Annotated in this window: 14 protein-coding genes; 4 read left to right on the top strand and 10 right to left on the bottom strand. The window is 75.2% G+C overall.

Annotated features, from left to right (window positions below):
• The first annotated feature begins 136 nt into the window (after window positions 1-136).
• From rpmF to ACZ6A9_RS32020, 3 genes are read left to right on the top strand one after another with little or no spacing between them, the layout of a single operon-like run.
• Window positions 137-307 carry a 50S ribosomal protein L32 gene (gene rpmF / locus ACZ6A9_RS32030; protein ID WP_468993048.1) on the top strand — a complete coding sequence of 57 codons (171 nt, stop codon included), beginning with the start codon at window positions 137-139 and terminating at the stop codon, window positions 305-307.
• Between the two features lie 5 nt (window positions 308-312).
• Window positions 313-1,482 (top strand): GTP-binding protein, encoded by a 1,170-nt coding sequence (locus tag ACZ6A9_RS32025; RefSeq protein WP_468993045.1) that lies wholly within the window; start codon window positions 313-315, stop codon window positions 1,480-1,482.
• Between the two features lie 41 nt (window positions 1,483-1,523).
• Entirely contained in the window at window positions 1,524-1,943 is a 420-nt protein-coding gene (locus ACZ6A9_RS32020) for a Fur family transcriptional regulator (RefSeq protein ID WP_468993042.1), read from the top strand.
• Between the two features lie 111 nt (window positions 1,944-2,054).
• On the opposite strand, the gene ACZ6A9_RS32015 is transcribed toward ACZ6A9_RS32020, so the two are convergent.
• A complete protein-coding gene (locus ACZ6A9_RS32015) occupies window positions 2,055-3,143 on the bottom strand; it encodes a saccharopine dehydrogenase NADP-binding domain-containing protein (RefSeq protein ID WP_468993038.1) in 1,089 nt (362 codons plus the stop codon).
• Window positions 3,144-3,236: 93 nt separating this feature from the next.
• On the opposite strand from ACZ6A9_RS32015, the gene ACZ6A9_RS32010 reads away from it, so the two are divergent.
• Complete coding sequence (locus ACZ6A9_RS32010) at window positions 3,237-4,160, top strand: NAD(P)/FAD-dependent oxidoreductase (protein ID WP_468993036.1); 924 nt, start codon at window positions 3,237-3,239, stop codon at window positions 4,158-4,160.
• 44 nt (window positions 4,161-4,204) lie between these two features.
• On the opposite strand, the gene ACZ6A9_RS32005 is transcribed toward ACZ6A9_RS32010, so the two are convergent.
• From ACZ6A9_RS32005 to ACZ6A9_RS31965, 9 genes are read right to left on the bottom strand one after another with little or no spacing between them, the layout of a single operon-like run.
• Window positions 4,205-6,229: a condensation domain-containing protein gene (locus ACZ6A9_RS32005; protein ID WP_468993034.1), complete on the bottom strand. Its 2,025-nt coding sequence runs from the start codon at window positions 6,227-6,229 to the stop codon at window positions 4,205-4,207.
• Complete coding sequence (locus ACZ6A9_RS32000; RefSeq protein ID WP_468993031.1) at window positions 6,226-7,647, bottom strand: class I SAM-dependent methyltransferase; 1,422 nt, start codon at window positions 7,645-7,647, stop codon at window positions 6,226-6,228. The genes ACZ6A9_RS32005 and ACZ6A9_RS32000 overlap by 4 nt, the downstream gene beginning before the upstream one ends.
• A complete protein-coding gene (locus tag ACZ6A9_RS31995; protein ID WP_468993027.1) occupies window positions 7,644-9,026 on the bottom strand; it encodes a class I SAM-dependent methyltransferase in 1,383 nt (460 codons plus the stop codon). Before ACZ6A9_RS31995 ends, ACZ6A9_RS32000 begins: the two co-directional genes overlap by 4 nt.
• Entirely contained in the window at window positions 9,004-10,614 is a 1,611-nt protein-coding gene (locus ACZ6A9_RS31990; RefSeq protein ID WP_468993023.1) for an ABC transporter ATP-binding protein, read from the bottom strand. The genes ACZ6A9_RS31995 and ACZ6A9_RS31990 overlap by 23 nt, the downstream gene beginning before the upstream one ends.
• Window positions 10,611-11,432 (bottom strand): ABC transporter permease, encoded by an 822-nt coding sequence (locus tag ACZ6A9_RS31985; RefSeq protein WP_468993018.1) that lies wholly within the window; start codon window positions 11,430-11,432, stop codon window positions 10,611-10,613. Before ACZ6A9_RS31985 ends, ACZ6A9_RS31990 begins: the two co-directional genes overlap by 4 nt.
• Window positions 11,429-12,400 (bottom strand): ABC transporter permease, encoded by a 972-nt coding sequence (locus ACZ6A9_RS31980; protein ID WP_468993014.1) that lies wholly within the window; start codon window positions 12,398-12,400, stop codon window positions 11,429-11,431. Before ACZ6A9_RS31980 ends, ACZ6A9_RS31985 begins: the two co-directional genes overlap by 4 nt.
• A complete protein-coding gene (locus ACZ6A9_RS31975; RefSeq protein ID WP_468993008.1) occupies window positions 12,397-13,962 on the bottom strand; it encodes an ABC transporter substrate-binding protein in 1,566 nt (521 codons plus the stop codon). The genes ACZ6A9_RS31980 and ACZ6A9_RS31975 overlap by 4 nt, the downstream gene beginning before the upstream one ends.
• Before the next feature lie 47 nt (window positions 13,963-14,009).
• Complete coding sequence (locus tag ACZ6A9_RS31970; protein ID WP_468993003.1) at window positions 14,010-20,777, bottom strand: SDR family NAD(P)-dependent oxidoreductase; 6,768 nt, start codon at window positions 20,775-20,777, stop codon at window positions 14,010-14,012.
• Window positions 20,774-24,847, bottom strand: a complete 4,074-nt coding sequence (locus ACZ6A9_RS31965; protein ID WP_468993000.1) for a non-ribosomal peptide synthetase — start codon at window positions 24,845-24,847, stop codon at window positions 20,774-20,776. Before ACZ6A9_RS31965 ends, ACZ6A9_RS31970 begins: the two co-directional genes overlap by 4 nt.
• Window positions 24,848-24,930 lie beyond the last annotated feature (83 nt).

Genomic DNA, 24,930 nt, shown 5'->3' with positions numbered 1-24,930 from the left:
CCAACTCGCACCGCATATGAAAATCATTGTCGTATACTGTGGGTGTCTGCCCCGGTGCGGTCGAGACGTCTCCCCGACCCGCCGGCCGGCGCGCTCCGTGCCGGACACCACCTGACCCGACCGAGAGGAACGCCCCATGGCCGTCCCCAAGCGCAAGATGTCGCGCAGCAACACCTGTCACCGCCGGGCCCAGTGGAAGGCGGCGACGCCGAATCTGGTGCCGGTCACGGTGGACGGTGTGACCCACCGGGTTCCGCAGCACCTCGTGCCCGCCTACCGGCGCGGTCTGCTGCGTCCGGAGGACTGACGCCGATGTCCTCGCAGCGCCTGCCCGTCACCGTGCTGTCGGGCTTCCTCGGTGCCGGCAAGACGACGCTCCTCAACCACGTCCTCACCAACCGCGAGGGCCTGCGCGTGGCGGTGATCGTCAACGACATGAGCGAGGTCAACATCGACGCCGCCCTCGTGCGCGGGGGCGAGGCGGCGCTCTCCCGGACCGAGGAGCGGCTGGTGGAGATGACCAACGGCTGCATCTGCTGCACCCTGCGGGACGACCTCCTGGAGGAGGTCGACCGCCTCGCCCGGGACGGCCGCTTCGACTACCTGCTCATCGAGTCGAGCGGCATCTCCGAGCCGATGCCCGTGGCCGCCACCTTCGCCTTCGCCCGCGACGACGGAGCCGTGCTGGGGGACGCGGCCCGGCTGGACACCATGGTCACCGTCGTGGACGCCGCCAACTTCCTCGCCGAGCTGGACACCGGTGACGATCTCGCCGAACGGGGCCTTGCTCCCTACGAGAACGACGAGCGCACCGTGAGCGACCTGCTGGTCGACCAGGTGGAGTTCGCCGACGTGCTCGTGCTCAACAAGCTGGATCTGGTCGCCGACGCCGACGCCGACCGGGTGCGCGGGGTGCTCACACGGTTGAACCCGACGGCCCGTCTGATCTCCGCGGAGCACGGCAGGGTCGCCGTCCGCGACGTCCTGGAGACCGGACGGTTCGACCTGGAGCGTGCACAGCAGGCACCGGGCTGGGTCCGTGAGCTCAACGGCGACCACGTCCCGGAGACCGAGGAGTACGGCATCTCCTCCTTCGTCTTCCGCTCCCCCGTCCTCTTCCATCCCGAACGGCTCTGGGACTTCGTCACCGAGGGACTCGACAGCGGAGCGCACGGCCAAGTGCTGCGTTCCAAGGGGTTCTTCACTCTCGCCGGCCGTGAGGGCGTGACCGGCCTGTGGTCGCAGGCCGGGGCCGTGGCCCGCTTCGAACCGTCCGGCACCCGGGACGCCGCCGTTCTCCACGCGCAGGAGCTGGTGTTCATCGGCGTCGGTCTGCGGGAGCCGGGCATACGCGCCGCCCTCGCCGCGTGTCTGATGGCCGAGGACGAGCCGAGTCCCAAGAACGATCCCTTCCCCTCGTGGGACACCGGGCAGGTCTGCGATCTCGAACACGGCCACCCAAGTCCGACAGCGGTTGCCTGACCGGATCACGAGGGCGTCCGGCTCCGACGGGAGGCACACGCATGTACGGAACGGTCCGCAGCGGGTGGCGCACGACCCCGCGGCGCGCCGCAGTCCTCGAGGCCCTGCACGCCTGTGACGGTTTCGTCTCGGCGCAAACCCTGCATACCGCTCTGGTCACGGACGGCGTGGCGGTGGGGCTGTCCACCGTCTACCGCACGCTCCGGTTACTGGAGGCTGCCGGACATGTCGACGTCGTACGGGACAGTGACGGTGCACGTCTCTACCGGCCCAGACCGGACGACGGCCACCGTCACTACCTCGTCTGCCGGGAGTGCGGGTTCAGCCTGGCGGTGGAATCCGAAGAGGTCGAACAGTGGGTGGCGAGGGTCACGCGCGACATCGGGTTCCACTCGGTGGATCACACCGTCGAACTCACAGGTGTCTGCACCGGCTGCCGCCCCGGGCCGGTCGGCCGCTGATCAGGTCTCGCCGACCGTACCCGGGGCGCGTCACGGGCCATGGCCGGGTGAGCCGTTCGGCCGCCGGCACCCCCTGGCCTCTCCGTGAGCCCCGGGCGCACCGACGGCTGCTCACACCATCTTCAGCTCCGCCGCGTCATCGGCCGCCAGTTCCTCGGTGACCCGCGCGGGGTCGAGCGCGTCCGCGGCGAAGTGCACACCGGGAGCGATCGCCCCGTCGAGGATCCGGAGAGCGGCGACGGCGGCGAGGAACCCGCTCAGCTCGTAGGAGTCCGGGGCACGCAGGACGAGCCTCGCGGTGGGCGGGCCGTCCGTCGCTCCGTCCCAGAGGTGGAACTCCTGTCCGTACCAGGCCCCGTGGCGCCGCACGTCCTCGTCGGCCGCCGCGACCAGGTCGGCGGTCTCCGTGCTGTCCAGTGCCCAAGCCATGGCCAGTTCCTCGGCCAGGCGCCCGCCGCCGAAGACGGTGTACCAGCGCACCTGGCCGATGTCCGTGGCACGGGCCAGCCGGACGGCCTCGGTGGACAGGAAGGGGAAGGCGTCGACGGGGGCGGGGAAAGCGTCGAGTCGCACCCCCCGGTGGGGGGCCAGCGCACGCTCCCGCACCCGGCCCTCGTACCAGGCGGCCGCCGGCGTGCCGTGCTCCGGCCCGCGGCCGAGCAGCACGTCGCCGGCGGCGGCAGGGGTGAGCGGCGCGACGCCGCCGACGTAGGCGTCCAGTGCGACGGGACCGGCGGCGCGGGCGGCCAGTGCGCGGGGCAGCAGCGAGGACAGGCCCGGCAGCGCGCCGGCGGACAGCACGGCCGCGCGTCCGGCCGCCGCCCACCGCTCGGCGCCTCCGTCGGCGGACAGCAGGTGGTGGACCGGGTCGTCACCGGCCGCGTCGACGTAGTCCGCGCCGCCTCGCAGCGCGGCCCGGGCGACCGCGTCGAGGACGCGGTACGAAGGTCCCGCGCAGTTGACGACGAGTCGGCAACCCTCCGTGAAGCGATCCAGCGAGTCGGGATCGTTCAGGTCCACCGTCAGGGCGCCCACGTCCGGGCCTCCCTCCGGGAGGCCGGCGACGAGCGCTTCCGCCCGGCCCCGATCGCGACCGGCCACCAACAGCGGGTGGACACCCGCCCGGTGGAGCCGCCGTACGACCGCGCTGCCGACTGCTCCGTAACCGCCTATGACGCCAATGGCCGCCGGGTGTCGCACTGGTGTTCCTCCTGTTTCCCGCTGATCCAGTTGATGAAAATGATAATTATTATCGTAGTCATTATTCGACGGACTGAGGAAGAAGTGACGACGATGTACGACGTGATCGTGGTGGGCGGAGGGCCCGCCGGCCTCAACGCGGCGCTGGTCTCCGGGCGTCAGCGCAGGCAGGTCCTCCTGCTGGACTCGGACCAACCCCGCAACGCACCAGCGGCGCGGATGCACATGTTCCTCAGCCGGGACGGCTTTCCGCCCGCCGAGCTGCGCCGCATAGGCCGGGAGCAGCTCACCGCCTACCCGAACGTGGCCGTACGCGAGGCGACCGTCACCGCCGCCGCGCCCGAGCCGCAGGGGTTCGCCCTGACGCTGGCCGACGGCACCGTGGAGCGAACCCGGAAGCTGGTCCTCGCCACGGGACAGGTCGACGTGCTCGACGAGCAGGTCGAGGGCCTGTCCGCGCTGTTCGGCCGAGGGGTGTACCACTGCCCGTTCTGCCACGGCTGGGAGACCAGCGGGATGAGCCTGGCCGTCCTGGGGCACGAACTGCCGCAGGTCATGCAGGCCCTCTACGTGGCCGACCGGTTCAGCGAGGACGTGATCGTGTGCACCAACGGGCACCCGGTGCCCGAGCAGGCCGCGGGCCGTCTCGCCGAGGCCGGGATCGCCGTGGAGGAGACGGCCGTGACCCGCCTCGAGGGCGAGGAGGGCGCCGTCCGCCTCGTCCTCGCCGACGGGCGGGTGCTCGAGCGGCAGGGCGTCTACCACCGGGCGCCCACCCGTCAGCACTCCCCGCTGGCCGAGCGGTTGGGATGCGCGGTCCTCCCGGACGGCTGCGTGCGGGTGGACGAGTTCCAGCGCACCTCCGTGCCCGGTGTCTACGCGGCCGGTGACACCGCCCGGCTGGAGGCCCTGCCCGACGCCCTCACCTTCGTGATCACCGGTGCCGCCGACGGCGCCCGTGCCGCGGTCTGGCTCGACCAGGAGCTCTTCCGCGAGGACGCCGGCCTGGGCGGCTGAGACCGGGGTGCGGCGGGGGCGGAGCCGCCTCCGCCGCACCCTTCTCACCGGTCGTCCGGCTCGCGGAGAGCGGCGGCGAGTCCGGCCACCGTGGGCTGCCGGAGGAAGCGGCGGGGCGTTACCCGCCCCCGTCCCTCCCGCGCGAGCGAGGCGAGCATCCGCACCGCGAGCAGCGAGTCACCACCGAGCGCGAAGAAGTCGGCGGTGCGTTCCTCCACCGGACGGTCCAGCAGCTTCCGCCAGTGCTCCGCGACGGCTCGTTCCGTGTCGTCCCGGGGCGGTCCCGGCTCCGCTCCGCCGGCCGCCACCGCGGGTACGGACAGGCGCCGGCCGGACGCCTGCGGGGCCGGCCCCGCAGGCCCGGCCCGCTCGGCGTCGACCGCGTCGGGCAGTTCGACCACGGCGGTCCAGCCGTCCGGTTCGACCAGCGATTCCACGGTCGCCATGAGATCGGCGAACATCCGGTCGACATCCGCTCCCGCGAACAGCTCCTCCACCAGCGAGAAGACGACCACCAGCTCCCCGCGCAGCTCGAACAGCCGCACCTCCAGGGCCACCTGGGGCGTCCGCAGCTGCTGGTGGTGGCTGAGCAGGTCGATCGCCCCCAGCGGCCCGGCCTCCTGGGGCACCTCGCTGCCCAGCGCCGCGTCCACGCCCAGGGTGGACTGGAAGACGACGGGTGCCACCGGGCGGTGCGTGCCCCGGCGGCGGCCCAGTTCGCGGGAGACCTCCACGCCGGTGATCAGGTTGTGGGCGAGCGCGTCACCGATGTCCTGCTGGGCGCGGCCGGCGAGGTCGGCGAAGACGGGGGCCGCCGGCAGCTCGACCGGCAGGAGCATGGTCGAGGAGAAGGCCCCCACCAGGCGGGACACGTCGGGGTGGAGCGGGAGGCGGTTCAGCTGAAGGGTGTTGAGCAGGAAGCGGCGGTGGCCGCAGGCCCGGGCGACGGCGGCGGCGAAGGCGGCGAACATCGCCGCGGACGGGGTCACCCCGTGCTCGGTGCACAGCCGGCGCAGCTGTGACCAGCGCTCCGGGTCGAGCACCGCCTGCCGGGTGCCCATCAGGGTGGGGCGCACCTCGGCGGGGTCGGCCACCAGGGGGAGGGCCGGCGGCAGCGGGAAGGCGTCGAGGCGGTCCCACCACCAGTCGCGGTCCTGCTGCCACGCCTCGGTGCCGGGCAGGTCCCGCAGGGTCGTCACGTAGTCGCCGTAGTCGATGTCCAGGGGCGCGAGGACGGCGTTGTAGTCGGAGACCAGGGCGAACAGATCGCGGTAGAAGACGCCGGAGGACCATCCGTCGATGATCAGCAGGCTGGTCGAGGAGTGCAGCCGGGCGCGGTCGCCGGGCATCAGCGTCAGGCGCATGTCCAGACCGCAGCCCCGGGACGGGTCGGGGCCCTCGGTGCTCATCTCGTGGCGTATCTCCGCGAGCCGGGCCGCGGCCGTCTCCTCGTCGGCGTCGCGCAGGTCGGTGACCTGGAGCCGCGGCACTGCCTCCGGGTCGTCCAGGGGCAGGATGCGCTGCCGGCCGTCGGGCAGGATGCGTGCCCGCAGGACGGCCTGGTGCTCGGCCAGGCGCTCCAGGGCGTCCTGCAGCGCCTCGGGGGCTTCGTCGGCGTCGATGTCCTCCAGCCCGATGTCCACGTAGTGGTGTGCGGAGCGGTAGGACAGCTCCCAGGCGTCCTGCTGGCCCACGAAGTAGCCCTGCTGGAGCGGCAGGAGCGGGAACGGCGCGTCCGGGTCCTCGCGCCGGCGCAGGTCCAGGGGCAGCGGGCGCAGGGCACCCGTCCCCGATCCGGTACTGCGTTCGTGGACGAGGGCGGCGAGCTGCGCGGCGTTCTGTTCTACGCGGACGTCCGCCAGCGCCAGCGGCGTGCCCAGTCGTTTGCGCAGCATCGCGGCCATCCGGACGGCCAGGACGGAGTCGCCGCCCAGGCTCAGGAAACTGGCGTCCGCCGGTACGGCGGCCAGGTCGGTCTCCAGGGCGTCGGCCCACACGGCGCGGACGGCGTCGACCAGGTCGGCCGAGGTCTGCCCGGCGGTGTGTTCGGGTGCGGATGCGGGGGTCAACAGGGGGCTCCAGTCGGGTTGGCGAGGCGGATGATGCCGTCCACGGCGTGGATCCGTGGGAGGGGCAGGGCAGGGGGGAGGCGGCCGGCGAGCGCGGCACGGACGCGGCCGGGGTCCGGGCGGGCGCCGTGCGACCTGGCACGGCCGGCGATGACGCGCTGGCCCGCCGCGGCGAGGGGATGTTCCTCGTGCGGCAGGACGGGCAGCGGGTCGAAGCCCGCCGCGTCCAGTTGCCGTGCCCATTCCCCGGCGGTGAGGAAGACCCGGTCCTGGCCGGCCCGCAGGTCCGTGAACCACTGCTGTTCGCCGGGCGCGGGCGACATCAGCAGGTACATGGAGGTGAGCGCCTGGTAGTGCTCCTGGCACGACTCGACCAGGACCAGCAGTCCGCCGGGCGCCAGCAGTTCCCGCAGGGCCGCCAGACAGCGTCCGGTGTGCCGTGCGTTGTGCAGGACGTTCGCCGCCAGGACGACGTCCTGGGAGCCCGGTTCCAGGCCCTGTTCGAGCGGGTCGGCCTGGATGTCGAGCAGGGCGTGCCGCAGGCCTGGGTGGTCGCCGAAGACGTCCCTGGCCGCTCGCAGGAAGAACGGGGAGACGTCCGTGAACAGGTAGTCGACGGGCGTGTCGCCGAGCGCCTCCAGGACGGTGCCGGTGGTGCCGCCCACGCCGGCGCCCGCTTCGAGGACGCGCAGGGGTGCCGGCGTCGTCCGGTGGCGGGCCTCGCCGGCGATCAGGGACGCGGCGGCGTGGTTGGCCCAGCGGCTGGGGACGCTGTCTCGGTAGTTGCCCTGCGCGGTGCCTGTCTCCCCGTCGGGGAAGAGGACCTCCTGCAGGGACGTGCGGTCCTGGAGCAGCAGCGGGAGCCGTTCGGCCGCGGCCCGGAAGAAGCGGGTCATGGACGCCGGGTAGCCCAGGCCCGCGCAGGCGCCGTCCAGCTCGCGCAGTGCCCGGGCGTGGTCGCGGCGGTCCGGCACCGCGAGGGAATGGTGACGGTCCGTCGCCGCGTCCCGATGGAGCCAGCCCTCCGCGGTCAGGGTGCGCAGCCAGCGCCGTACGATCCACGCGTGCCGGGGTGCGACCGCCAGGGTCGCGAGGATCTCGTCGGTGCGGGGCCGTCCACCGTCGCGGAACAGACGGGTCCGGTCCAGTACCCGGGCCATCGTCAGCAGCGCCGTCTCGTCGAGCTGCCGCATCAGTGCCGGGAGAACGGCCGGATCGGTACCGCGGACGGCGGCGTCACCGGTGTCCGCGGCCCGGCCGGCGGCGCGGGCGTCGTCCCGGCCGGGACCGCGTGACGGCCGCGCCGGCGGGGGCGGGCCCGTCACCAGCAGGGTGTCCTGTCCACCACCGCGCACCAGTTGCCAGTCCGTCACGCCGGGCAGCCCGGTGAGGGTCTCGTCGGTGAGTGCGCGGTTCACGCGTGGCCGTCCTCGATGACGTCCACCACGGTGATCGCCGGTGGTGCGGTGTCCGGCTCGGCCCGGCGCAGGTGGTCGCGCAGCACCTCGGGCAGACGGCGCCGGACGAACAGAGGGAACGGTTCGTGGGCTACCGGGCCGGAGGGCGCCGGGAGGTCCTCGGCCGCGGCGGGCGCGCAGTCCGCGGGAGCCGCCACGGCCAGCGTGCGCGGGTCGGCGGCGTCGAGCAGTACGGCGGCGTCCGCTCCCCTCAGTGCCTCGCGCAGGGCGTACGGGGGCACCGCCCCGGGGGCGTCGCGGAGCAGGGCGTTGGGGATGCCGTGGACGACGACGGGACCGTCTACGAGCGCGTCGCGCAGCGCTCCCGGGACATCGCTCCCCCGGTGTCCGCCCCAGGGCGTCCGGCGCACCTGCCGGGTCCCCGGTCCGTGGGGGTGCGGGCCGACGCGCAGGACGATGTCGTAGCGGTAGCGGGTGAGTTCGGTGTCCTCGGCCATGGTGCGGGCGTGCACGCTCATGCGGACCGGACGGGGCCGGTCCGCGACCGCCGCGGCGACGGCCGCCGGGGTGAAGGACAGTTCCTCGTCCGCCTCGGCGGCGGCCGCGGCCCTCGCGGCGATCGTCGTGTCGTCCGCCTGGGGGTCGCGGGCCCGCTCCAGCCGTGCGAAGTGGTCGAGCAGCAGGCCGGAGTGCCGGATGTCCCCCACGATCACGGTGCCGCCGTCCTGGACCGCCGACAGCGCCCCGTGCAGGACGGTGGTCAGGTAGGCCAGGTCGGGGAAGCACTGGGTGACGGAGTTGAGGAGCACGCAGTCGGGGAGCTGCCCGGGGCCGAAGGCGGCGTCCATGGCGTCCCGTACCCGGGGCGCGGCCGTCTCGTGGGCGGCGGCCCGGACGAACGCGGTGCGGGACAGGCCGGCCGCGGCGAGGCGGTCCACCGCGACCTGGGCGACGTCGGCGCCGGCGTATCCGTCCAGGTGCGGGTGCAGGCGGTGGGCGAGCAGACCGGTGCCGCAGCCGAGTTCCAGGACCCGCCTCGGACGCTGTGCCAGGACGAGGTCCACGGTGCGGTCCGCCCAGTCCCGCATGTGGGCTTCGGGCAGCGGTGCTCCGGTGTCGGAGGCCCGCCACCCGGACAGGTCGAGGTCGTCGGCGTGCCGCCCCTCGGCCGTCTCGTACGTCCACTCGTAGACCTCGGCCCACTGCTCGAGGTGCTCGTGCATCAGGGGGCCCGGCTCGGGTGCGGCGGTCACGGCGTCCGGGTGCGGGACGACCCGGACGCCGCCGTCGGGTGCGGGACGGGCCCGGGCCACCCAAGGGTGGGCGGCCAGCAGGTCCGCGATCCGGCCAGTGTGTTCAGCCGTCGTGTGGTCGGACACCGGAGTGCTCCGTTCTCTCGTCGAGGGGGTGGTCGGGGGGCGTGTGCCGCGGGACCAGGCGGCGCCCGGTCAGGTGGAGGACGCGGTCGGCGCGGGCGGCCGTGCCGGCGTCGTGGGTGACGGTCAGGACGGCGGGGCCGTTCTCCCGCAGCCGGTCCAGCAGGTCGAGGACGAGTCGCGCCGAGTCCCGGTCCAGACCCGCGGTGGGCTCGTCCAGCAGCAGCACGTCGGGCTCGGCGGCGAGCGCCCGGGCGAGAAGCACCCGGCGGCGCTGGCCGCCGGAGAGCGCCGCCGGTCTGCGGCCTGCCAGCTCGGCGGGGAGTCCCACGGCATCGAGGAGTTCCCGTACGCGTTCCCGCCCGGCCGCCGCGGTCGTGCCGTGGAACACCTTCAGCGGCCGGGCCACCGCCCGGCCGACGGTGTGCGCCGGGTTGAGTTCCGCCACGGTGTCCTGTCCGGCCAGTTGGACGGCGCGCAGCGTCCGCCGGTCGCGCGAGCGGATCCCGGTGGGCAGCGGGCGCCCGTGCAGCAGGAGTTGTCCCGCGGCCGGCGGACGACGGCCCGCGAGGGCGTGCAGCAGGGTCGTCTTCCCGCTGCCCGACCCTCCCGTGACGGCCAGCCAGCCGCCCAGAGGCAGGTCCAGGTCTCCGGCGTCGAGCAGCGGTGTGCCGTCCGGGGTCCGCAGGGTCAGGCCCCGCGCCGACAGCACGGGCACCGGAGACGGGGCGGGGTTCGCCTTCGTGCGGGGCGGACGCCCGGCCTGTGGTGACGCGGGATCGGCGATCGGGCGGAGCGCTTCCTTCCACGGGGTGCGCGTCATCGGTCCGCGCACGGCGGTCACACGTGACCTGTACCGCGCGGTGGCGTCAGCACCGGCGGCCGGGTGGGCGTCACCGGCGAGCACCAGTGTCCGGTCGGCCAGCTCCGCGGCCAGCCGGGCATCGTGCGTGACCAGGACGACGCACCGGCCGGGGATCCCACGGCGGGACCGCACCTCTTCGGCCACCAGGTCGGCCGTCGCGCGGTCCAGTGCCGAGGTCGGCTCGTCCAGGACGAGCAGCTCCGGGTCGGCGCACAGGGCCCGGGCCAGGGCGACCCGTTGGGCCTGTCCGCCGGAGAGTTCTCCCGCCCGCCGGGAGGCGAGCCCGGGCGGAAGATCCAGTCGGTGCATCAGGGCCTCGACCCGCAGGGCGCGGGCGGTGGCGACACCGGTGAACTCCTCGCCGATCAGCCGGTCCACGCGCCACAGCGGATTGAGGGCCGCGCCGGGGTCCTGCGCCAGCCAGCCGCACCGGGCTCGCCGCCACCGCCTGGCCGCCCGGCCCCGCGGCACCGTCGTACCGCGCCAGCGCACGGTGCCCGCCGCGCGGTGCAGTCCGTCCGGGAGGACGTCGAGCAGGGCGCGCAGCAGCGTGGATTTGCCGGCACCGGACGCGCCGGTGACGGCCAGCACCTGCCCCGGGCCGACGCGGACGTCCACCGGCGGCAGGACGGGGGCTCCGTCGAGGGCACGGCGGACGGTCAGACCTTCGGCCGCCAGCAGTGGGGCTTCGGTGGGAACGAGCCCCTCGTGGGCGCGGACCGTCATGCCGCCTCCCCCTGGGCACGGGCGGCCGTCCGGGCCGCCGCGGCGAACACCCAGGCGCAGCCCGCCAGGGGGATCGCCGGTGCCAGCAGCGCCCAGGGGTTGAGGGCGGCGCCGGGCAGGTTCTCGCTGAGCATCAGCGCCCAGTCGGGGTCCGGGGGCTGGGGCCCGAGACCGAGTACGGCGAGGGCCGCGGCGATCTGCAGTGCCGTGACGAGCCGGAGCCCGGCGTCGGCGGCGACCAGACTGCGCAGGGCGGGCAGCACCTCGTGGAACAGCACGGCGGGCGTGCGCTCGCCGCGCTCGACGGCGGCGTGCACGTGCCCGCTGTCGCGCAGCTGTGCGCACTGCGTGGCGACGACCCGCGCGGTCAGCGGGGCTCCCGCGAGTACCGACGCCACGACGACCGCCGTCGCCCCCGGCAGTGCGGTGGCCAGCACCAGCGCCAGGACCAGGGCGGGGACGGCCAGCAGCAGGTCGCACAGGGCCCGTACGGTGCGGGCGGTGCGGTCGCCCGACCACCCCGCGGCCAGGCCGAGGCCCGCGCCGCAGACGACGGCGGCGGTCGCTGCGAGCAGGGACACGGTCAGGAGCTGGGTGCCCCCGGCCAGGACCCGGGACAGCACGTCGCGCCCCAGCACGTCGGTGCCCAGCGGATGCCGTCCGCCGGGCGGCGCCCAGGGGGCGGCGACGGTGCGCTCCGGTGGGTGCGGGGCGGCGTACCGTCCGAGCGGCACGCACACCAGCAGGGTGAGGGCCGCGGTCACGGACACCGGGGGCCGGACGGCTCCGGGGAGGAACGGCAGAGGTGCTCCGGTCATACGGTCCTCCCCGCCGTCGCCACCGACGGGCCGCGGTCCCCCGGCGCCGTGATACGGCGGGAGGCCAGGTCGGCCAGGAGCATGCCCAGCAGCAGGACGGCCGCCGGGAGGAGGGCCGCGGCCTGGATGACGGGGACGTCCCGCACCGCGACGGCGGACACCAGCAGCTGCCCGGTGCCCGGATAGCCGAAGAGGGTCTCCGCCAGGGCGGTTCCCGCCACGAGACCGCCGGCCAGCAGGGCCGTCACCTGGAGCGCCGGCGCGTACAGGAAGGGCAGGACGTGCCGGTGCAGCACGAGCGGGGCGGGCAGGCCGCGCAGCCGTGCGTCGGCCACGTGCGGGCGGCGCAGGGTGTCGGCCAGCGCCCCGCGCAGCAGGACGGTGGCGAACGCGGCCGAGGGCAGCGCCAGGGTGAGCGCGGGCAGCACCAGGAGCCTGGGGTCCGCCAGGGGCGAGCCGCCGGGCGGCAGCAGGGACACGGGGGGCAGCCAGCCCAGCAGCCCGGCCAGGACCGCGCCGAGCACCGCCGCGTGGACCGGCTGCGGCACGGCGGCCAGCCCGGTGGCGGCCGAGCCGCCCCGGCCGCCGCGCAGGTACGCCGTGGTCAGGGCCGTCGCGGTGAGCAGCGCGGTGACCGCCAGCGCCACCGCGACCAGGACCATGGTGGCGGGCAGCCGTTCGGCGAACAGCGTCGCCACTGGCTTGCCGCCCGCCAGCGAGTGGCCCAGGTCCCCCCGGATCAGGCCGTGCAGCCAGTCGAGGTAGCGCACCGCGGCCGGCCGGTCCAGCCCGAGACGTTCCCGCTCCGCCGCGACGTCCTCGTCGGAGACCCGTCCCGCCGTCCTCAGCTCCCCGGCGTCACCGGGGAGCAGTTCGGTTGCCGTGAAGACCACCGCCGTGGCGGCGACGGCCAGGGCGGCGGCCCGGCCGGCCGGGCGCAGGGCGCGGCCGGCAGTGCGCGGGGTCACTTGGCCATCCACACCTGGTCGACGAACATGCGCTGGAACCCGGGCCCGTCGGGCAGTCCGCGCACGCCCGGCGCGGCGAGGTCCAGGCCGTCCCCGGTGCCCCAGACGACGTAGCCGCCGTCCTCCCACAGTTCGCGCTGGATGCCGGAGAGCAGCTCCTCGCGCCGCGCCTCGTCGGCGGTCGACATGGCGCTGGCGAAGCCGTCGTCGAAGCTCTTGCTGCGCCAGGCGGTCTCATTGGTCGGGGAGTCGGACAGCAGTCCGACACGGACGAGGTCGGGGAAGGAGATGCCGCCGTAGTAGCCGGTGTAGAACGCCTTCTTGGCGTAGACGGCGGTCCAGTAGGTGTCCGCCGGCTCGACCTTCACCTCGGCGTCGACGCCGACGTCGGCGAGCTGCTGGGCGTAGAGGGTGGCCGCGGTGTCCATGCCGGGGTACGACGTGGTGGTGTGCAGGGTGACGGACAGTCCGTCGGCGTGGCCCGCCTCGGCCAGCAGCTTCCTGGCCTTCTTCACGTCGCGGGTGCGCTGCGGCAGGTCCTCGGGAGCCGAGGGGTCGTAGGGGGTGGGGAGGTCGTTGGCGACCTCGCCGTAGCCGAGGAACACGGTGTCGACCAGGGCCTTGCGGTCGGCGGCGAGGCGGAACGCCTCACGGACCCGGGGGTCGTCGAACGGTTCGGTGTCCAGGCGCATGACGAACGGGTACTCGGTGACTCCGACGCGCCGGACGACCTGGGTCCTCGCCGATGATCCGGCGCTCTTGACCGCGGCGGGGCTGACGCTGCCGGCGACGTCGGCCTGCCCGGAGGCGACGGCACCGGCCCGCGCCTGTGGGTCGGCGACGGCCTGGATCTCGATCCTGTCCAGGTGCGGGCGCTCTCCCCACCACGTGTCGTTGCGGGTCAGGACGGTGGTCTGGGCGCTGGTCCGCTCCACCCGGTAGGGGCCCGAGCCGGTGACGGGGCGGGAGAAGTCCTCGGTGCCCTCCGGGACGACGAAGGTGACGGATTCCAGGGCCCGGGGCGCGTCGGCCATCGGGGCGCGGGTGGCCAGGACGACGGTGTGCTCGTCGGGGGCGGTGGACCTCTTCATGTCGAAGTCGGCGAGCCGGCCGTAGTTCTCGGCGGCCTTGCCGCCGATGCGCCGCAGGGAGTACAGCACGTCGGCGGCGCGCACCGGTGTGCCGTCGGTGAAGCGGGCGTCCTCGCGCAGGGTGAGCGTCCAGCGGTCCAGGGCGTCGTTGGGCTTCCACGACGTGGCGAGCCGCGGCCGGGTCTTCCCGTCCTCGCCGGGAACGGTCAGGACGTCGTAGGTCAGGGCGAAGCGCAGGACGTCGGACTCGTTGCCGAGGCCGCCGTGCGGGTCGTCACTGGCGGTGGCGGGGGACCCCGCGACGGCGTACCGCAGGGTGCCGCCGTCGACGGGCGCGCCGGTGCGGGAGGCCGGGGTGTCGGCGGCGGGTGTGCCGGAGCAGGCGCTCAGCAGCAGGGCGCCGACCGCCGCGAGGGCGGTGAGGGCGGATCTGCGGGACAGGGGGCTGCGGGGTGACGGGTGCTGGTGCATGGTTGCTTTCCGCGAGAGGTTTCGGGTGTCAGGAGCGACTGCCGGACTCACCGGCCGGTGTGCACGGCGGCCAGGGCCCGGTCGATCAGGGCGGCGGTCCGCCGTACCGCGGGGTCGTGCAGCAGGGAGTAGTGGTGGCCTTCGACGGTGTGGGCGTCGACGGGGCCGCTGACGTGCGGCAGCCAGCCGAGGGCGGGCAGGTCCGCGGCGTCGTCGACGCCCATGCCGACACCGGCGTTGTGCGGCGCGGGACGGGACGCGGCGATGAGCAGCAGCCGGGTGGCCGGGTCGCTGAGGTGTCCGGCCCGGTGGTCGGCCAGCGCCCGCAGGTGGCGTTCGAAGACCTCGAGGCGGGTGTCGGCGGTGTCCCGGGGGCCGAGCAGGCCGGCCGCTCGGAGCCGTTCGGTGACCGCCCGGCGTACCGCCGCCGCGTCCGGGGCGGTGCGGATCGTCTCCGCGTCCGGGCCGAGGTCCAGGTCGAGGTCGAGGAACGCCTCCAGCGAGCGCAGGTAGCGGACGGCCGCGAAGGCGGTGTCCTGGGCGCGGTCGGTGCCGCCCAGCGCCCGGATGCGGTCGGGGGTGTTGGAGTCGATCAGGACCAGCAGGTCGGTCCGCTCGCCGCGTCGCCGGAGTTCCACGGCCATCTGGTGGGCGACGGTGCCGCCCATCGACCAGCCGCCCAGCAGGTAGGGGCCCCGCGGCTGGTGGGCGCGGAGCGCCGCGAGGTAGCGGTCGGTCGTCTCGGCGATGGTCCGCGGTCCCGTGCCGCCGGTCAGGGCGGGGTCGGTGAGCGCCACGACGGGCCTGCCGTCGGTGAGGAGACGGGCGAGTTCGCCGTAGCACAGGACGTCCCCGCCGGAGGGGTGCATCAGGAACAGGGGGCGGTCGCCGTTGCCGTCACGCAGCAGCAGGGCCGCGTCGGTGTCGGGGTTCGGGCCGGGAACGGTCCGCTTCCTCGCGCTGGGTGCCGGCCGCCGCGCTTCACGGGCCGGGGCGGCGGGCGCGGTGCGGGGCTCCTCGGTGTCCCACGCCCGCGGTGCGTCGGCCAGCCGGCGCACCCGCTCGGTGTAGGCGGCGAACGCCGCGTCCGCCTCGTCGGCGGGCAGGGCGCTCTCCAGGACGTCCCACTGGAGCAGGAGCGCGCCGTGCTGCTCGATCACCTGGTGGTCCAGCCAGGTCTGCGGGGTGCTGCTCACGCCGTACACCGGTGTGCCCGCCCAGTCCAGGTCGTGTCCGCCGCCGAGCGGCCCGGACAGGCCCAGGGCACTGGTGAAGACCACGGGAACGGACTCGGTGCGGCCGGTGCGCGAGGACTTCTCGGCCAGCAGGTCGAGCGCGGAGAACTCCCGGTGGTCCAGGTCCTCGAAGAGGGTGCGCTGGGCCCGTACGGCGGCGTCGGCGAAGCAGCGGGTGTCCGAGCGGTCCACCTCGTGCAGCATCAGCGAGGTGAAGTCACCGACCACGGCGTCCGCCCCGGGAAGGTGCGCGGGCCGGTCGAAGAGGGTGAGGGTGACGGCGAAGCGGTTCTGCCCCGACCAACCGGCGAGGGCCTCGCCGTAGGCCGCCAGCAGGACGGCCGTGGGGGTCAGCCCGCGCCGGGCGGCCTCGGCCTTGAGGGCGTTCCAGCGGTCCGGTTCCAGACGGGCGGTGCGCCGTGCGAAGCGGGGCCGGTCCCCGGGACGTGCGGCCCGGACGGGCAGCGCGGGTGCGCCGGGCAGGTCGTCCAGCCTGGCCCGCCAGTAGGCGGCGGCCCGCGCGTGCTCGGGGCCCTCGGCGCGGCGTTCGAGCGCGGCCACGCAGTCCGCGAAGGTGGTCTCCAGCGGCGGCAGTTGAGCGTCGGGGTCGCGGTAGAGGGTGCGCAGTTCGCGGTCCCAGATCAGGTAGCTGGCGGTGTCGCACACCAGCACGTCCACGTTGACGAACAGCCGGATGACGTCGCCGGGCAGTCGGGCGGCCCGGATGTCGACCAGGGGCCAGCGGCCCGGGCGGGGTTCGCGGCGCACCATGCGGGTGCGTACGCGCTCCAGCTTCCGGGCGCGCTCGGCGTCGTCGTCCTTCGTCAGGTCCTGCACCCGGATCCGGTAGGGGGGCACCTTGTCGAGCACCCGGTTGCGGCCTTCCGGTGAGACGACCGCGCGCAGCATCGGGTGGCGGGCGACGACCGCGTTCCACACCGCCTCGTAGCGGTCGGTGTCCAGGCCGGGACAGTCGTACTCCAGGTGGAAGGAGCACGGGACGTCGCCGAGGCGGTAACCGCCCGATCCGCCGACCCAGTAGGCGTGCTGTACCCGGGTGAGGGGGAACTCCCGGGGGCCGTCCCCGGGTGGGGAGGAGGGACCGTCCGCGGTCCGGGGCGCGGCGGCATCCCGCCGGGATTCCCCGCCGGGCAGCATCGGGGCCAGGGCCGCGATGCTGGGCCGGGCGAGCAGGTCCTGCAGCCGCAGGTCGGCGCCGTGGTCGTCGCGCAGCCGGGCGAGCATGCGGGTGGCCAGCAGGGAGTGCCCGCCGAGGGCGAAGAAGTCGGCGTCGCGGTCGGTGACGGGGAAGCCCAGCAGGTCCGACCAGACCGCTGCCAGGAGTGTCTCCGCACCGGTGGTGAATCCCGCACCGGCCTGCGGCTCCCCCGCGGGCGCGCCGGGAGCCGGTGCGGCGGAGGCGGGTACGGCGGTGGGCGTGCCCGCGGTGCGGGGCGCGAGGTCGGCCGGCGAGACGGCGACGGAGGCCGGGGCACGGCCGCCGGCCGCGAGCGCCAGCAGCCGGTCCACGGTGCGCATGCCGTCCGCCAGGCCGATCGAGTGCCGGGAGGCGACGGTGCGTTCGCTCCGGCCGGGCCCGACGCGCCAGCCGTCCCAGGCCACGCTGATCCAGCGGGGTGCGTCCGGGTCCGCGTGGTGCTCGTGCTCGGCGAGGGCGTCCAGGTAGCGGTTGACGGCGGCGTAGGGGGCGAGGCCGAGGCCTCCGACGAACGCCGTGGCGGAGGACATCAGCAGGACGGTGGCCGGCCGGCGGCCGGGCGGGAGGCCGTGCACGGCGCCGCGCACCGCGAGGGCCGCGGTGACCTTGGCGTGCGCGTGCGCGCGCACGGCCTGCTCCCCGGTGGCCCGCAACGGCGCGACGGCGGCGGAGGCGACCACGCCGGCGGCGTGCACGACCAGGTCCAGCGGGCCGTCGCGGTCGGTCAGCTCCCGCAGCAGTGCTGTCGTGGCGGCGGTGTCCGCGGCGTCCGCGGCACGGACCTCGATGTCGGCGCCGGAGTCCCGCAGGGCACGGATCGTCTCCGCCCGTTCGGCTGCGGTGCTGCCGGGGGCGGGATCCGGGGGGAGCCCGGTGCGGCCGGTGACCACGACCCGCCGTCCGGAGCGGGCCAGGTGCCCGGCCAGGGCCAGGCCCACGTCCCCGAGTCCGCCCAGGATCACCGCCGTGCCCGTCCCGCCGTCGGTGCCGGCCGGGCCGTCCGTGTCCGGCGCGGGTGCGGACGGCCGCCAGGGGGTGATGCCGCGCGTCCAGCGGTGTCCGCCGCGCAGGGCGCACTCGATGCCGTTCGGGCCTCCCGCCAGCAGGTCGGCGGCCTCCGCCGGCACGGCCTCGACGTCGTCGGCGTGCGGCGGGCCGGCCGGCAGGTCCACCGAGCGCCAGCGCAGGCCCGGGAACTCCTGGGCGAGGACGCGGGGCACGGCGAGGCCGGCGGCGGCGTGGGCGGCGGACCGGTCGGTGCTCTCCACCTGCTGGGCGTTGTGGCTGAGGTGCAGCAGGCAGGTGCGGTGCGCCCAGGAGGCGGCGGCCCGCGCCACCTCCGCGTAGTGCAGGACCGACGCGCTGACGGTTTCCGCCGGGTCGTCGCCGGTGTCACCGGACGGGCCGATCACGACGATGCCCTCGCACGGGGTGTCGGGGTCCCGGACCGCCTCGTCGAGGGTGACGGTGCCGGCCCCGGCGGCGGCGAGTGCGGCGCGCACCCGCTCGGCCGAGGGCGAGCCGGGAGGGCCGGCCACGAGCCAGCGGCCCCGCAGCGCCGACCGGTCCGCCCCGACGGGAGGCGTGCGCTGCCAGACGGGCAGTTGGAAGGGCTCGGACTCGTCCGGGGCGGCCTGCCCGGTGCCGTGGCCGGGGTCGGCCGCCGTACCGGCCGGTGCGGTGGCCGGGGGATCGATCCACAGTCTGCGGCGCTCCATGGGCAGGCCCGGCAGGACGACACGGCGTCGCCCCGGGCGGTGCAGGGCCGCGGCGTCCAGGGGGATCCCGTGCGTCCACAGCTCTCCGGCGGCCGCCAGCAGCGCGGCGCGTCCTCCGCCGGGCTGCTCACGGTCGGGGAAGGCGGCCAGGGTCGCCAGGAGCTGCCGGTGTCCCTGCTGACGGGCCAGCTGGAGCAGTGCGCCGCCGGGTCCCGCCTGGACGAGGACGGCCGGCCCTTCGCCCAGGGCGGTGGCCAGGGCGTCGGAGAAGCGCACGGTGGAGCGCAGGTGCGCCACCCAGTGGTCGGCGCCCGGAGCGGTGTCCAGCAGTTTCCCGGTGAGGGTGGTGGCGAGCGGGATGCCGGGAACACGCGCCCGGACGGTCCTGGCGGCCGCGCGCAGGTCGGGCAGGACCGGGTCGACCAGGCGCGAGTGTGCGGCCGCGTCGAGGGAGAGCCGCACGGTGCGCTCACCGCGTGCGGTCAGGGCCCGCTCCGCTTCGGCCACGGCCGGCGAGGGTCCGGACACCACACAGGACCGCGGGCCGTTGACGGCGGCCAGGTCCAGTCCGGGGTGTTCGGCGAGCAGGGCGAGAGTCTGCCGCTCGGTCAGCGGGACCGTCAGCATCACCCCGCCGCCGGCCGTCCGGGACATGCCGCGCGAGCGGACCGCCACCAGTGTCGCGGCGTCGGGCAGGGACAGGGCACCGGACAGCACGGCGGCCACGTACTCGCCGAGGCTGTGACCGACCAGCGCGTCCGGTTCGACGCCCCAGCAGCGCAGCGTGCGCGCGGCGGCGAGGGAGACGGTGAACAGGGCGGGCAGTCCGTGGGCGGGGTCGCGCAACAGCCGGCGCGCGTGCTCGTCTGACGGGTCGGCGGTGATCAGCGCAGTGAGGCCGGTACCGGTCCCGTCGTCGAAGAGACCGGCGCACTCGCGCACAGTTCGGTCGAACTCCTCTTCCTCCGCACACAGTTCGCGGCCCATGCCCGCGTACTGCGCTCCCCCGCCGGGGAAGGCCAGCACGATCCTGGGCGGAGTGGGGCCGGGACGGCGCCGCGGGGCGGCGCGCAGGGCGCGGCCGTCGGTCTCCGCCGCCCCGGTGACCACCGCGGCGGCGCGGTACGGCAGCGTCGCGCGGCCGGTGTGCAGGGTGTGGGCCGCGTCGGCGGGCGCGACCTCCGGGGTGTGCAGGGCGGTCGCGGTGGCCTCGGCGAGGCGGGCGAGGGCGTCGTCGCGGTGCGCGCTGAGCAGGGCGAGTTGCGGGCGCGGATCGGCGGGCGGTTCCGGACGGACGGGGGCGCTGCCCAGGACGACGTGGCAGTTGGTGCCGCCGATACCGAAGGAGCTGACGCCCGCGTACCGGGGCCCGGTCCAGTCGGTGGCCTCGTGGACGACGGTGAAGGGCGAGTCGTCCAGCCTGAGATCGGGATTGAGGGGCAGGGCGTCCAGGGTGGGCGGCAGTACGCCGTGGTGCAGGGCGAGGACGGTCTTGGCGAAACCGGCGATGCCCGCGGCCGAGTTGGCATGCCCGATGTTGCTCTTGACCGAGCCCAGGGCGCACCAGGCCGGGCCGGTGTCGCCGAAGACGCGGTACAGCGCGGCGACCTCCACCACGTCGCCGAGGCGGGTGGCGGTGCCGTGGGCCTCGACGTAGGTGATGTCCCTGGGCGTGAGACCGGCCACGGCGAGCGCCTCGGAGACCGCACGGGCCTGTCCGCGCGGCGAGGGGGCGGTGAAGCCGGTGCGGTCGCCGCCGTCGTTGTTGACGGCGGAGCCGTGCAGGACGGCCAGCACCGGGTCGCCGTCGGCGAGGGCGTCGCGCAGTCGCCGCAGTACGGCCACTCCGACGCCCTGGGTGTGCACGATGCCGGTGCCGTCGGCGGAGAAGGTCCGTACGTGCCCGTCGGCGGAGAAGATCCCGTCGGGGACGTGGAGATAGCCCCGGCCCTGCGGGACGATCAGGGAGGCGCCGCCGGCGAGGGCGGTGTCGCACTCCCCCGCCAGCAGGGACTGGGCCGCCAGGTGCACCGCCACCAGCGAGGTCGAGCACGCGGTGCCGACCGCGACGGCGGGTCCGGTGAGCGCGAGGCGGTGCGCGACGTGCAGGGGGAGGTAGTCGGCCACGCCCGCCAGGGCCGCCTGGAGGCTGCCGACGGGATCGGTGGCGGAGGCCGTGTACCGGTCGGCGAGGTTGCGGGTGAGGTAGTCGCTGTGGGCGGCGCCGGCGAAGAGGCCCACGGCGCCCGCGCCGGCACCGCCGCCGTGTCCGGCGCTCTCCAGGGCGCGCAGGCACGCTTCGAGGAAGAGCCTCTGCTGGGGGTCCATCACGGCCGCTTCGGCGTCGGTCAGGCCGAACGGCTCGGGATCGAACCGGTCCTGTCCGTCGATGACCCCGCTGACGGGTATGTGGGCGGGGTTGGCCAGCAGCCCCGCAGGGACGCCGCGTTCGGCCAGTTCCCGCTCGTCGTGCCGGGTCAGTCCGCTGCGGCCGCCGACGAGCAGGTCCCAGTAGGCCGCCGTGTCGGGCGCTCCGGGGAACCGGCAGTCCAGGGCGGTGACCGCGATCAGGTCGTCGCCGGCCTCGTGCTCGGGCCGGGGCGTGTCCGGCATGTCCGCCCGGGAGGGGGTCGGTTCGGTCATCGGGTGGTCTCCTCGGCCAGGGCGCGTGCGGTGACGCGGGACGTTCTGCGCGTGGGCCGTTCGGACCGCTGGGAGGCGGGGGGCCTGACGGCGTCGGTGGCGCCGACCGTGGCGGCCCGGTCGGTGCCCGGGGCGCTCTGGGCGGTGATGCGGGCGGCCAGGGCCGCGACGGTGGGGTGCTCGAACATGTCCGCCAGTGCGAGCCGGGGCGCGATGCCCTCCCGGAGCCTGCGGTGGGTGAGGACCAGGGTGAGGGAGGTGGCCCCCAGCTCCTTGAAGGTGCTGTCGGGCGTCACCGGCACGTCCGTGAAGTCGGCCAGGATGCCGGTCAGGACCTCCAGTACGGCCGGTGCCACGGGCGCGGCCGGGCCAGGACCGCGGTGCCGGGGCGCGTGGTCCGGTCCGGTGCCGTACCGTTCCGGGGCCGAGGCTCCGGATGCCGGACCGGTGGACGGGGCGGGCGTCGGGTGGTCCCCCGCCCGGGGGCGGCAGACCACCTCCGCCAGTCCTCCGGGGCCCAGGAGCGGCACTGCGGCCTCGCCGTGGGCGGTCCGTGCCACGTGCCGGAGCCATCGGGCCGACGCCTCCAGTGCCTGGTCCGGCCGGAGCCGTCCGGGCCGGACCACGACGGCGGCCTCCAGGCCCAGGGCGGTCGCCTCGGCCAGCGCGGCGGCGACCCAGTCCCCACCCGGGACCGATGCGGCGGCGGCTCCGGCCGGGGCCGTGCGCGGTGCCGGGGTGGGCTCGGCCGCCGCCTGGGCGACCGGGGCCGGGCCGTCGGCGCCGGCGGTCCGGTCACCGGTGGGTGGGGCGGTCAGCGCCGCGTGGTCGATCTTGCCGTTGGCCGTCACTGGCAGCTGGTCCAGGATCACGAACCGGCTGGGCACCATGTAGTCGGGCAGCCGTTCGCGCAGGGCATCCGCCAGCTCCTGGGCGGTCGGCGGTTCACTCGCGCCCCGGGGCGACAGGTGCGCCACCAGCCGTGGCCGTCCGTCGGGGCCGCGTACCGACGACACCACGCACTGGCGGACCGCCGGATGGCGGGCCAGCACCGCCTCCACCTCGCCCAGCTCGATGCGGTGCCCGCGGATCTTCACCTGCCGGTCGACGCGCCCGAGGAACTCGATGGCGCCCCCGGCGGTCCACCGGCCGAGGTCCCCGGTGCGGTACAGCCGGCGGCCCAGCACGGGGTGGACGGCGAACCTCTCGGCGGTCTGGACCGGATCGGCGGTGTAGCCGCGGGCCAGCCCGTCGCCGCCGATGAACAACTCCCCCGCCTCGCCCACCGGGCAGGGCGCGCCGTCCTCGTCGAGGACGAAGAAGCTCTGGCCGCGCAGCGCCCGGCCGTAGGGGATGCTGCGCCACCCCGGATCGACGTGTCCCACCGGGTGCGTGATGGACCAGATGGACGCCTCGGTGGCTCCGCCCAGGCTCATCACCTCCGCCTGGGGTGCCAGTCGTCGCAGCCGGTCGGGCAGGGTCAGGGGGATCCAGTCACCGGAGAGCATCACCAGGCGCAGGGTGCGCAGCGCCCCGGTGGCCTCCTCCGGTTCCATCTCCGCGTACTCGACGAGCATTTCGAGCAGGGCGGGCGCGGTGTTCCACACGGTGACGCCATGCCGGCCGGCCTGTTCGAGCCAGTGCTGCGGGTCGCGCTGCCGGGCGGGGTCGGGCAGCACCAGACAGCCGCCGGCGCCGAGGACGCCGTAGATGTCGAACACGGACAGGTCGAAGCTGAGCGCCGACAGCGCCAGCACCCGGTCGTCGGGTCCGATGGCGAACCGGTCGACGATGTCGTCGACGGTCGTGCGCGCGGCCCGGTGCTCGATCTCCACGCCCTTGGGGCTGCCGGTGGAACCCGAGGTGAAGATGGTGTAGGCGATGTCCTCGGGACGTGGGGCCGTGAGTGGTGCCGCGGGGTCATGGGAGCCCGCGGCGGTGCGGGCGGGGCGCCCCGCGGCGGTCAGACGGTGAACGGTGACGCCGTCGGGCCAGTCGGTCCTCACACCGCGGCCGGTCAGCGCGTGCCGGACCCCGGCCCGCTCGCAGACGGCGGCGATCCGCGCGGCCGGCCAGGAGGGTTCGACCGGCAGGTAACCCGCTCCGCTCAGACTGACGCCGAGTACGGCGGTGATCTGCGCGGTGCCCTTCTCGCAGGCGACGGCGACCATGTCGCCGGGCCCCGCCCCGTGCGCGGCCAGCACTGCCGCGGTGGCGGCGGCGTTGTCCGCGAGGCGGGCGTGGGTGACGGTGGTGGAGGAGGTGCGCAGGGCGGGCCGTCGTGGATGCCGCCGGGCCGCGTCGGTGACCGGATCGTGCAGCAGCGGGCCCGCGGCCGGGAAGGGCACGGCGTCCAGGGGCTCTTCGGGGTGGAAGGACGGGTCCCAGCCCAGAGCGGTGTCGTGCCAGGCGTCGGGGTTCGTGAGGGTGTGGAGCAGGCGTACGAAGGCGTCGAGCAGGGCCGGTACCCAGCCGTCGGGGAACGCTCCCTCGACGGCGTCCCAGGCCAGGCGGAGGCGTCCGCCCTCGTCCCACACGATGTGGTCGAGCAGGACCTGCGGGGTCTGGGAGATGCCGTACACCTCCTGTCCGATCCAGGACGCCGGAGGCTCCCCGGCACCCGCGAGGCCCACCCCGCTGGTGAACACCACCGGGTGGCTGAGCGCTCCCACCGGCGGCGTTTCCTGCCCCCGCAGCTGCCTGAGCACCTCGACACCGGACACGGACCGGTGGTCCAGGTCCTCCCAGAAGCGGCGGTTGACGGCGGTGGCGTAGTGGGCGAAGCCCTTCCAGTCGGCGGGGTCGAAGCGTGGCGTGCCGACCAGGGCGGTGGTGGTGAAGTCGCCGACCACCCCCTCGGCTCCGCTCTCGTCCTCCGGGCGGTCGAACAGGGTGGTGTTGAGGCAGATCCGTTCCCCGGCTCCCCACCGGCCGAGGACGACGGCGAAGGCCGCGAGCAGGGCCGCGGTCGGCGTGACCGCGTACTCGGTGCACCGGGATCGCAGCCGGGTCCAGGTTTCGGCGTCGAGTTCGGCGGCGGAGCGGACGAAGCGGGGCGGGGTGGTGTCGGCGGGGTCGCGGAGCAGGGGCAGCCGCGGCGACGGCGGCAGCTCGGGGGCTCGTTCGGCCCAGTAGGCGTGGTCGCGGGCGCGCCGGGCCGCCCACTCCGGGTCTCTCGGGCGCGCGCGCTGGAGGTCGGCGAACCGGGCCGCGGGCTCGGGAAGCCGGTGGTCGGGGTCCGCGACGAGGCGGCCCCACTGACGCATCAGCAACATCCAGCCGGTGAGGTCGGTCAGGAGCACGTCCACGCCGACGTGCAGCCGGGTCCGGCCGTCGGGCAGCAGTGTGGCGTGGATGTCGAACAACGGCCACGACTCCGTGGGCCGGTTCTGGTGGGAGCGCTTGCGCCGCTGGGCGGGCAACGTTTCCCTCACCTGTTCGGCGGTTTCGCCCCGCAGATCGGTGACGCCGATCCGGTAGGGGCCGGGAGCGGCTGCGATGCGCTGGCGGCCCCGGCCGTCCACCGTCATGCGCAGCATCGGGTGGTGATCGACCAGTCGGTTCCAGGCGGCTTCCAGCCGGGCCACGTCCACGAGCGGGTCCGTGTCGGCGGGTGTGCGGTCGTACTCGTAGTAGTAGAAGGTGGCCACCCCGCCCAGCGGCATGCCCTCGGCCCGCCCGGCCAGATACGAGGCCTGGATGGGCGTCAGAGGGAAGTGTTCCTCCTCCGCTTCCTCGCCGTTCCGCACGACGCCGGGTTCCGCCGCACCCGCCCGGCCCTCGGCACCGAGGGACTCGGGACCAGTGGCCTTCTCCGGGACGTGACCGGCCAGCAGACGGTCCGCCACCGCACGGGCCGTCGCACCGTCGCCCAGAAGGGCGGTCAACGGCAGCTCCTGGCCGGTGCGTTCGCGGATCCTCCGCCTCAGCCGCACCGCGGTGAACGATTCGAGCCCCAGGGCCGCGAGCGGAGTCGTCCGTGCGACCTCGTGGGGTGGCGTGCCGAGCACTTCGGCGATGCAGTCGATGACGCGGGCAAGGAGGTCGTCGCTCGGCACAGGCTGGTCCATCCGGTCTCCGTCAAAGGCGGGCAGGGCAACGCCTCCCCCGCGGAGAGATCCCGGGGGAAGCGGAACACCGATGAACCTAGTTG

It is taken from the genome of Streptomyces sp. NPDC041124 (assembly GCF_055592385.1).
Note: the sequence above shows the minus strand (reverse complement) of the source record. Positions and strands in the feature narration are given on the sequence as shown.

Excerpts from the sequence above, each read along its gene's own strand:
- rpmF (WP_468993048.1), top strand. The coding sequence starts at position 137 with ATGGCCGTCCCCAAGCGCAAGATGTCGCGCAGCAACACCTGTCACCGC.
- ACZ6A9_RS32025 (WP_468993045.1), top strand. The coding sequence starts at position 313 with ATGTCCTCGCAGCGCCTGCCCGTCACCGTGCTGTCGGGCTTCCTCGGT.
- ACZ6A9_RS32020 (WP_468993042.1), top strand. The coding sequence starts at position 1,524 with ATGTACGGAACGGTCCGCAGCGGGTGGCGCACGACCCCGCGGCGCGCC.
- ACZ6A9_RS32010 (WP_468993036.1), top strand. The coding sequence starts at position 3,237 with ATGTACGACGTGATCGTGGTGGGCGGAGGGCCCGCCGGCCTCAACGCG.
- ACZ6A9_RS31990 (WP_468993023.1), bottom strand. The coding sequence starts at position 10,614 with ATGACGGTCCGCGCCCACGAGGGGCTCGTTCCCACCGAAGCCCCACTG.
- ACZ6A9_RS31985 (WP_468993018.1), bottom strand. The coding sequence starts at position 11,432 with ATGACCGGAGCACCTCTGCCGTTCCTCCCCGGAGCCGTCCGGCCCCCG.
- ACZ6A9_RS31975 (WP_468993008.1), bottom strand. The coding sequence starts at position 13,962 with ATGCACCAGCACCCGTCACCCCGCAGCCCCCTGTCCCGCAGATCCGCC.
- ACZ6A9_RS31970 (WP_468993003.1), bottom strand. The coding sequence starts at position 20,777 with ATGACCGAACCGACCCCCTCCCGGGCGGACATGCCGGACACGCCCCGG.
- ACZ6A9_RS31965 (WP_468993000.1), bottom strand. The coding sequence starts at position 24,847 with ATGGACCAGCCTGTGCCGAGCGACGACCTCCTTGCCCGCGTCATCGAC.